The 9,206-nt window shown below is 60.3% G+C and carries 6 protein-coding genes and 1 tRNA gene; 6 read left to right on the top strand and 1 reads right to left on the bottom strand.

Annotation, left to right across the window (positions count from 1 at the left end):
• Nucleotides 1-210 precede the first annotated feature (210 nt).
• From argC to ACESWY_RS08395, 4 genes are all read left to right on the top strand, one after another.
• The gene (gene argC, locus ACESWY_RS08410) at nucleotides 211-1,281 is read left to right on the top strand and encodes an N-acetyl-gamma-glutamyl-phosphate reductase (protein WP_373093452.1); all 1,071 of its coding nucleotides are present in this window, start codon (nucleotides 211-213) and stop codon (nucleotides 1,279-1,281) included.
• Nucleotides 1,282-1,416: 135 nt separating this feature from the next.
• Complete coding sequence (argJ, locus tag ACESWY_RS08405; protein WP_373093450.1) at nucleotides 1,417-2,685, top strand: bifunctional glutamate N-acetyltransferase/amino-acid acetyltransferase ArgJ; 1,269 nt, start codon at nucleotides 1,417-1,419, stop codon at nucleotides 2,683-2,685.
• A gap of 81 nt (nucleotides 2,686-2,766) precedes the next feature.
• Nucleotides 2,767-3,747, top strand: coding sequence for an acetylglutamate kinase (gene argB / locus ACESWY_RS08400; RefSeq protein WP_117583122.1), 981 nt, complete (start codon nucleotides 2,767-2,769; stop codon nucleotides 3,745-3,747).
• A 69-nt stretch (nucleotides 3,748-3,816) separates the two neighbouring features.
• The gene (locus tag ACESWY_RS08395; protein ID WP_373093448.1) at nucleotides 3,817-5,100 is read left to right on the top strand and encodes an aminotransferase class III-fold pyridoxal phosphate-dependent enzyme; all 1,284 of its coding nucleotides are present in this window, start codon (nucleotides 3,817-3,819) and stop codon (nucleotides 5,098-5,100) included.
• 271 nt (nucleotides 5,101-5,371) lie between these two features.
• Here ACESWY_RS08395 and ACESWY_RS08390 read toward each other — a convergent pair.
• A tRNA-Val gene (locus ACESWY_RS08390) sits at nucleotides 5,372-5,447 on the bottom strand.
• A 187-nt stretch (nucleotides 5,448-5,634) separates the two neighbouring features.
• On the opposite strand from ACESWY_RS08390, the gene asnB reads away from it, so the two are divergent.
• A complete protein-coding gene (gene asnB / locus ACESWY_RS08385) occupies nucleotides 5,635-7,515 on the top strand; it encodes an asparagine synthase (glutamine-hydrolyzing) (RefSeq protein ID WP_161115110.1) in 1,881 nt (626 codons plus the stop codon).
• Nucleotides 7,516-7,626: 111 nt separating this feature from the next.
• Complete coding sequence (locus ACESWY_RS08380; RefSeq protein WP_373093446.1) at nucleotides 7,627-9,189, top strand: Mur ligase family protein; 1,563 nt, start codon at nucleotides 7,627-7,629, stop codon at nucleotides 9,187-9,189.
• Nucleotides 9,190-9,206 lie beyond the last annotated feature (17 nt).

Here is a 9,206-nt window from a genome sequence, read left to right as displayed (position 1 = left end):
TATTGCCCGGCGCCGTCAGGAGCGCCGGGCAATACGGGGCCCGCTCCATTTGTCAATTCCTTCAAGCGAATGTGTCGGGAATGTTTCAATGCATGAATATGCAAGCCATTTACGTGTTAATGCATCTTTTGGTGCTAAAGTTTCAACCCACTTCATAACGACCGCTGCGAAATGCGCATCGGTGCATAAATCGCAGACAAGGAGTCTGATATGTCTTTGAAGGTTGGAATCGTCGGCGCGGCTGGATATGCCGGAGCCGAGCTCATTCGCCTCGTGCTCGGCCATCCCGAGTTTGAACTTGTTGCCATTACGTCCAACGCCGATGCCGGCCAACCGTTGTCTGCGGTGTACCCGAGCTTCACCGGCGTAAGCGATCTTGTCTTCACGACGCATGACGCGCCTGAGCTTAAATCCTGCGACGTCGTCTTCTTGGCCGTGCCGCACACGGCTGCCATGGCACAGGTGCCCGCGCTCCTTGCCGCGGGCGTTTCCTGTTTCGATCTTTCGGCCGATTATCGTCTGAGCGACGCGTCCGTCTTTGAGGCATGGTATGCCGCCGAGCACACGAGCCCCGAGTTGCTCAAGACCCGCGCTTTCGGCCTGCCCGAGCTGTTCTGCCAGGACTTGGAGACCGCTGCATCCGACTACGCTGACGGCAAGTCCGTGCTGGTCGCCTGCGCCGGTTGCTATCCCACCGCAACGAGCCTTGCCGCCGCGCCCGCCGTGCGCGCCGGCTGGGTTGCCCAGAGCGGCCCCGTGATCGTTGACGCTATCAGCGGTGTAACGGGTGCCGGTAAGTCCTGCAACGCCCGTACGCATTTTTGCAGCGCCGACGAGAACTTGGAGGCCTACGGCGTGGGCAAGCATCGCCACACGCCCGAGATTGAGCAAATCCTTGGCCTGACCGATCGTGTCGTCTTTACCCCGCATCTGGCACCGCTCAAGCGCGGTCTGCTCTCCACGGTGACGATGCCGCTTACGCCGCAGGCTATCGATACCTTGACCCTTGAGGACGTCGTCGACCATTACAAGAAGTTTTACGCCGGCCGCACCTTTGTGCGCGTGCTCGATGCCGGCCAGCAGCCCAAGACGGCTTCGGTCGTCGGCACCAACGCCGCCCAGATCGGCCTCGCGCTCAACAAGCGCGCGGGCGTGCTGGTGGCGACGGGCGCCATCGACAATCTGTGCAAGGGCGCTGCGGGCCAAGCGGTCCAGTGCGCCAATATCGTCTTTGGCTTTGACGAGCGACGAGGCTTGCCCACAGTGGCGTGCCCGGTGTAGCACATTCGATTGTTAACGATTTGGTAGTCGGGCATCGAGTGGGGCGCCACTCTTAAGCCGGTCTCATGATCACGACTGGCATGGCGCACCAACCGATGTCCGTTTTTTTGTTTGACATAAGGAGTCATAAAGACGATGAATACCGAGCTGTTTGATATCAAGATTCGCGCCGTCGAGGGTGGCGTCACGGCTGCGGCTGGTTTTAAGGCTGCAGGCATCCACGCTGGGTTCCGCAAGAACCCCGAGCGCCTGGATTACGCGCTTGTCGTGCCCGATAAACCCTGTCCCGGTGCCGGCGTGTTTACCACCAATCGCTTTTGCGCGGCGCCCGTGCAAGTGAGCCGTGCCAACCTGGGTGGTGCCGACAAGGGCTACGGTATCATCGCCGGCGTTTCGGTCAACTCTGGCAATGCCAACGCCGCCACGGGTGAGACCGGCCTTGCATGCGCGCGCGAGACGTGCAGCATCGCATCGCAGGTCATCGGCTGCGAGCCCCAGCAGATTCTGGTTGCCTCCACGGGTGTGATTGGCCAGATTCTGCCGATCGACACGTTTGAGACCGCCATCCCTGCTGCCTACGAGGCGCTCTCCGCCCACGGTGGCGCCGATGCCGCTCGCGCCATCATGACGACCGACACGCACTCCAAGGAGTACGCGGTGTCCTACGTCAGTGAGGCTGCGGGTCATGCAGACAATGTCTATACGGTAGGCGGAATGTGCAAGGGTTCGGGCATGATCATGCCCAACATGGCCACCATGATCGCAGTTATCACCACCGATGCCCCCGTCGACCCGGCGGCACTTCATGCCCTGCTGCTCTCGACCGTCAAGCAGACCTTTAACAAGGTAACGGTCGATTCCGACACCTCGACCAACGACACCTGCATCATGCTTGCCTCCGGCGCCGCTGCCGCAGATGCCGAGTCTATCGTCGAGGGCTCCGATGCCTTTGACGAGTTGGCATTTGCCGTGCACGAGGTGTGCGAGAGCCTGGCGCGCAATATCGCCGCCGATGGCGAGGGCGCATCCAAGCTTGTTACGGTCAACGTTACCGGCGCCGCCAACGACGAGGAGGCCGATATCGCCGCCCGTGCCGTTGCCAACTCGCCACTCGTTAAGACCTGCATCGCCGGCCACGACTGCAACTGGGGCCGTGTTGCCATGGCGCTCGGTAAGTGCGGCGTGAAGTTTAATCAGGAAGACGTTTCCATCGACATGATGGGCATGCCCGTCTGTCGCGACGGTCTGACTGTTCCCTTTGACGAGGACGAGGCTCTACGACGTTTCGAGGCGCCCGAGATCGTGATCTCGGCCGACCTGGGCGCAGGCGACGCGGCAACGACCGTGTGGACCTGCGACCTCACGCATGAGTACATCTCCATCAACGGCGACTACCGTTCCTAGATTCCAGGCACGCTGCGCATCTTGCCGCGATTGCGGACAGCGGAGCACGGCGCGATAACGATACGAAAGACGAGGCAGATTATGAAATTCGCACGCGATTGTCGTTCGAGCGAATCCAACGAAGCAACCGCGCAGCTGCTGTTCGAAGCGCTGCCGTGGATTAAGAACCTGACCGGCAAGACGGTTGTTATCAAATATGGTGGAGCCGCCATGGTTGATGAGCAGCTGCGCCGCGACGTGATGAGCGACATCGTTTTGCTCAAGATCATCGGTATGCGCCCCGTCATCGTGCACGGCGGCGGCAAGGCTATCAACGAGGCGCTGAGCCATTACGATATTCCCGTTGAGTTTAAGAACGGCCAGCGCGTGACCACGCCGGCGACTATGGATATCGTGCGCGAGGTGCTGGGCGGCAAGGTTAACCAGGAGCTGGTTGCTGCCATCAACCACCACGGCAACCTGGCCGTGGGCGTGTCGGGCAGCGATGCCGGCACGCTCATCGCCGAGCCGCTCGACCCCGAGCTCGGTCGCGTGGGCAAAGTGACGCACGTCAACACCGACTATATCGAGCGCTTACTCGATAGCGAGTACATCCCCGTCATCGCTACCGTCGCGGCGGGGGAGGACGGCGGTTTCTTCAACATCAACGCCGACACCGCCGCCGGTGCCGTTGCCGCGGCGCTCCACGCGCATAAGGCGATCTTTTTGACCGATGTCGATGGCCTGTACAAGGACTTTAGCGACAAGGACTCGCTTATCTCCAACCTAACGCTCGACGAGGTCAACGAAATGCTCTACGGCGGCGAGGTCGATAAGGGCATGATTCCCAAACTGCGCGCGGCCGTCGATGCGCTTGCCGGCGGCGTATTTCGTGCTCACATCATCAACGGCACCACGCCGCATTCGCTGCTGCTGGAGCTGCTGACCGATGCCGGCGTCGGTACCGTGATCCATTCCACCGAGACGGCTTACGAGTTCGATACGCATCCGCATCCGCTTTCGACGTTTGCTGCGCGTCTGACCGAAAACCTTGACGAGGTCGAGAAGCTTCAGACGGTCTAGCTGACCCGCAGCCGCCCAATTCCTGCACCCATAGCCCCGCGCCGTCTGGCGCCCAACGAAAGGCATCCCATGTCACTTGCAGCTCAGCAATCGCTTGAATCCCATTACGTTATGCATACCTTTGGCCGCTCTCCGGTCGAGTTTGTCGAGGGTCACGGCATGAAGCTCACCGGCGACGATGGCCGTGAGTACCTCGACTTTCTTGCCGGCATCGGCGTGTGCAGTCTAGGTCATGGCGACCCGGCTGTGCTCTCGGCGCTCGAGGCACAGACCAAAAAGCTCATGCATGTCTCCAATTACTTCTACATCGAGCAGCGTGGACAGGTCGCGGCGCTGCTGTCCAAGCTTGCTAACGACGACGTAGATGGTGCGCGCGTGCTTGCCGATGCCATTGTCGCCGGCGATGAGACCACGGCAGCTGCTCTTGGTGCCCCGGCTGCGGATGAGCAGGTTTGGGAGACCTTCTTTGCCAACTCTGGCGCCGAGGCCAACGAAGGCTCGATGAAGCTCGCGCGCCTGTACGCCAAGCGTGCCGGTAATGGCGGCAACACCATCGTGTGCATGCGCGGCGGCTTCCACGGCCGTACGCTCGAGACCATTGCCGCCACCATGCAGGATTGGCTGCAGGACAGCTTCCGCCCGCTGCCGGGTGGCTTTGTGGCCTGCACGCCCAACGATGTGGACGAGCTGCGTGCGATCTTTAAGCAGCTGGGGAGCGAGATTTGTGCCGTGATGCTCGAGCCGATCCAGGGTGAGAGTGGCGTGCACCCCATGACCGAGGAGTTTATGGCGGCAGCGCGCGACCTGGCGCACGAAGTGGGCGCCGTGCTTATCGCCGACGAGGTCCAGTGCGGCATCTTCCGCTCCGGCAAGCCGTTTGCATTCCAAACCTATGGCGTGGAGCCCGACATCATGAGCCTTGCCAAGGGCATTGCCGATGGCGTGCCCATGGGTGCCGTAGTGGCAAAGAAGGAGATTGCCGACGTGTTTAAGCCGGGGGACCACGGCTCGACCTTTGGCGGTAGCTGCTTGGCCGTCGCGGCGTGCGCCGCGACGCTCTCCGCGCTCGTGCGCGGCGATTATGCCGACCATGCTGCCAAGGTGGGTGCCTATATGGAGCAGGTGCTGGCTAAGCTTCCGCATGTGGTAGAGGTTCGTGGCCGTGGCTTGATGCTCGGCTGCGATCTGGACGATACTGCGGGTGATGCTCACGACGTTGTGGCCCGTGCATTGGGGGCTGGTGCCGTGATTAACGCTACGGGTGCCCATACGCTGCGTTTCCTGCCGCCGCTCGTCTGCGAGGAAGCCGACGTGGACAACCTGATCGAGATTTTGTCGGACGTTTTGGCGTAGCGAGAGTAAAACATAGCCAGTTTGAACGGGTTCCAGATCGTCGGTGCGTCATTTGATGCATGGTTGGACGGTCTGGAACCCTTTTTGCCATAAATCTGCAATGGCCAGGAGAGCCTTTGGACAAAAATGCCAAATATGAGTACTGTCACCAGTTGAATGTCATATTTGGCATTTTTGGCCACGGCCTTCGTGGCAGACGTGTTGGTGGGTCGAATCCCATGCGCCGGGCCAAACAAAAACGGTCCCCTTTCGAGGACCGTTTCCAATTCAATGGTGGGCGATGAGGGATTCGAACCCCCAGCCTTGTGCGTGTAAAGCACCTGCGCTAACCGTTGCGCCAATCGCCCGTGCGGAGAGAGTATAGCAAAACAATCGCCCCATTCACCTCATATCCATTAAAGGTAACCGGCGCGTGTCGGCGCGGAGCTGATTCAGTTGAGATTGCCTGAACATTCCGTCCCTCTTTACGCCCTCGGGTATACTCAAAAGCTACTGATTCGATTTGATGCCCAGCAACAGCAGAGGGGATAGTATATGTGCGGTTTTGTCGGTTTTGTCGGTGGGACGGATAACCAATCCGAGGTGCTCACCAAGATGATGGACCGCATCGTCCATCGCGGTCCCGACATGGGCGGTCAGTTTATCGACGGCCGCGTTGCCCTCGGCTTCCGCCGCCTGTCGATCCTCGACCTGACCGAGGCTGGCGCCCAACCCATGGCCAACGAGGACGGTAGCGTCGTCATTGTCTTCAACGGCGAGATCTACAACTTCCAAGAACTCCGTTCCGAGCTCGAGGCCAAGGGCTACAAGTTCCACTGCGGCGCCGACACCGAGAGCCTCCTGCACGGCTACGAGGAGTGGGGCGAGGCCGTCCTCGATCGCCTGCGCGGTATGTACGCCTTCGTCATCTGGGACAAAAAGAAGAATAAGCTTTTTGGCGCCCGCGACATCTTTGGCATCAAGCCGCTCTATTACTATCCCATGGCCGATGCGGGCGACGGCGCTCCGGGCGTGCTCTTTGGTTCCGAGATCAAGAGCTTCCTGGACTACCCGCACTTCCACAAGGCGGTCAACAAAAAGGCTCTGCGTCCGTACATGACGCTGCAGTATTCGGCGACTGAGGAGACTTTCTTCGAGGGTGTCTACAAGCTGCCGCCGGCGCACTACTTTACTGTCGATATCCCGACCGGCAAGATGAACATCGAGCGCTACTGGGATTGCGATTACTCTGCCGTCGAGAAGCCGTTCGAAGAGTATGTCGATGAGCTGGACGAGGTCGTGCACGAGAGTGTCGAGGCCCATCGCATCGCCGACGTCAAGGTCGCGTCGTTCCTCTCCGGTGGCGTCGACTCCAGCTACATCGCCGCTTGCCTCATGCCCGACAAGACCTTCTCGGTGGGCTTTGACTACAAGAACTTTAACGAGACCAACTACGCCAAGGAGCTTTCCGATAAGCTCGGCGTCGAGAACGTTCGCAAGATGATTACTGCCGACGAGTTCTTCGGTGCGCTCGAGGACATCCAGTATCACATGGACGAGCCGCAGTCCAACCTGTCTTCCGTGCCGCTGTGGTTCTTGGCCGAGATGGCCCGCAAGGACGTCACCGTCGTGCTTTCGGGTGAAGGCGCCGACGAGCTCTTTGGCGGCTACGCCTACTACGAGGACACGGTCCCGGTGCGCAAGTACAAAAAGATGGTGCCGCTGCCCATCCGTCGCGCGCTCGGTAACCTGGCGCTGCATATGCCGTACTTCAAGGGACATAACTTCCTGGTCAAGGGTGCCGAGATCCCCGAGAAGTCGTTCCTGGGACAGGCTCTGGTATGGCCGGAGCGCGAGGTCGACGGCGTGCTCAAGCCCGAGTACAACACCGGCGACGGCGCCTTCGAGCTTGCCGCTCCCATCTATGCGCGCGTGAAGGGTCAGCCCGAGCTGGTCAAGAAGCAGTACCTGGACATGAACATGTGGCTCCCGGGCGACATTCTGCTCAAGGCCGACAAGATGTGCATGGCACACTCACTGGAGCTGCGCGTGCCCTTCCTGGACCGCAAAGTCATGGAGTTCGCCGAGCACATTCCCGACCGCTACCGCATCAACGAGAACGGCAACAAACAGGTACTCCGCCACGCTGCCAACAAGTCGCTGCCCGATGAGTGGGCCACCCGTCCCAAGGTGGGCTTCCCGGTGCCGATTGTCTACTGGCTGCGCGAGCAAAAGTGGTACGACTATGTCAAGGAGTACTTCACCGCGCCGTGGGCAAGCGAGTTCTTCAATACCGACGAGCTCATGCACCTGCTCGATCTGCACTTTGCGGGCAAGGGCGATTTCCAGCGCAAGATCTATACGCCGCTCGTGTTCCTAGTGTGGTACAAGCGCTTCTTTATCGACGAGGGCCAGCCTTCTGTTCAGGCTGCCTAGTCTCGGCCTACGAATGCCTGCGCGTAACGGCTCCTCCGGGAGCCGTTTTTGCGTGGGTGCGTTTCAGTTACTATAAAACCGTCCCTGCCAAATGGCTGAGAAAGGTGAAAGATGCACCATTCGGATTCCGCGACCGTGACCACGGTCGATACGCTTGCCAAGCTTCTCGATGTGTGCGGCGAGCTGCGCGCATCAGAGCAGGTTGACGAGCGTGCCGTGACCGGCTGCTCGTTTGATTCGCGCGCGGTCTCGGCAGGTGACGTATTCTTTTGCAAAGGTGCTGCCTTTAAGCCCGCGTTTTTGAGCATGGCGCTCGATGCGGGCGCCGTCGCATTTGTGTGCGAGGAGTCGCTGGTCGAGTCTCTGGAGCCGCTGGCGAAGGAGAGCGGTGCTGCGATGCTGGTTGTTGATAGTGTTCGCACGGCCATGGCCCTGTTGCCGCCGGAGGTCTACGACCGTCCCGACCACGACGTCAAGATCGTGGGCATCACCGGCACCAAGGGAAAGACCACGGCCGCTTTTATGCTCCAGTCCATCATCAAAGCGGCGGGCGAGTCCTGCGGCATGATCGGCTCGGTGAGTACCGACGATGGCATCGAGTGCTACGAGAGCACCAATACTACGCCCGAGGCCCCCGAGGTCTGGCGCCATATCGCCAACTGCCGCATGTCCGGTCGCCAGTCCATGGTCATGGAGGTCTCGAGCCAGGCGCTCAAGTACCAACGCGTCGAGAATCTGCCGTTTGACGTGGCGTGCTTCCTCAACATCGGCCGCGACCACATCTCGCCGATCGAACACCCCACGTTTGAGGATTATTTTGAGAGCAAACTCAGGATCTTTGACCAGGCAAAGACCGCCGTGGTGAATCTGGGCACCGATGAGGTTGACCGTGTGCTAGAGGCAGCGTCGACGGCCGAGCGCTTGGTGACCGTTGGCGTCGAGCATCCCGAGGCAAGCCTGTGGGCGAGCGATGTCCGCATGCTCGGCTTTAACATCGAGTTCAACTTGCACGGCATGAGCGCCGACGAGCCCGAGGCGGGGGAGAAGGTCCTGCTGGGTATCGCGGGCGACTTTAACGTGGAAAACGCGCTGGTCGCTATCGCCGCTGCGCGCGAGATCGGCATCGGTATCGAGGCTATCAAGAAGGGCCTCTCCAAACTGCGTGTGCCGGGCCGCATGGAGGTCGTGGAGTCGAAGGACGGCCGCGTGATTTGTGTCGTCGACTACGCGCACAACCAGCTTTCGTTCCGTTCGCTTTTCTCGTCGGTCAAGCGCGCGTTTCCCGCTAGCCCCGTCATTGCGCTGTTTGGCGCCGCCGGCGGCAAGGCGCAGGAGCGCCGCGAGCAATTGCCACGCGAGGCCGCACCGTATTCCGACCTGATGATCTTTACGAACGAGGATCCAGCTCACGAGGACCCGATGAAGGTCTGTCGCGAGCTTGCCGAGCATGTTCCCGACGATACGCCGAACAAGATCATCCTCGACCGCGAAGCCGCTGTGCATGCGGCGTTCAAGGCGGCGCGCGAGGAGTACGTCAACCCCGATGCTCCCACCATTGTCTTGCTGCTGGCAAAGGGTGACGAGGAGCTCATGCACGTGGGTGACGAGTTCGTGCCCATCGAGAGCGACCTTTCGTTGGCCAATCGCCTGATCGATGTTACCCAGTTTGACTAATGAACCATGATGGCGGC

This window comes from Collinsella aerofaciens ATCC 25986 (assembly GCF_964237925.1).
GTDB classification, from domain to species: domain Bacteria; phylum Actinomycetota; class Coriobacteriia; order Coriobacteriales; family Coriobacteriaceae; genus Collinsella; species Collinsella aerofaciens_BJ.
The sequence above is the reverse complement of the archived record's forward strand: the minus strand, read 5'-3'. Positions and strand labels throughout refer to the sequence as shown.

Excerpts from the sequence above, each read along its gene's own strand:
- argC (WP_373093452.1), top strand. The coding sequence starts at position 211 with ATGTCTTTGAAGGTTGGAATCGTCGGCGCGGCTGGATATGCCGGAGCC.
- argJ (WP_373093450.1), top strand. The coding sequence starts at position 1,417 with ATGAATACCGAGCTGTTTGATATCAAGATTCGCGCCGTCGAGGGTGGC.
- argB (WP_117583122.1), top strand. The coding sequence starts at position 2,767 with ATGAAATTCGCACGCGATTGTCGTTCGAGCGAATCCAACGAAGCAACC.
- ACESWY_RS08395 (WP_373093448.1), top strand. The coding sequence starts at position 3,817 with ATGTCACTTGCAGCTCAGCAATCGCTTGAATCCCATTACGTTATGCAT.
- asnB (WP_161115110.1), top strand. The coding sequence starts at position 5,635 with ATGTGCGGTTTTGTCGGTTTTGTCGGTGGGACGGATAACCAATCCGAG.
- ACESWY_RS08380 (WP_373093446.1), top strand. The coding sequence starts at position 7,627 with ATGCACCATTCGGATTCCGCGACCGTGACCACGGTCGATACGCTTGCC.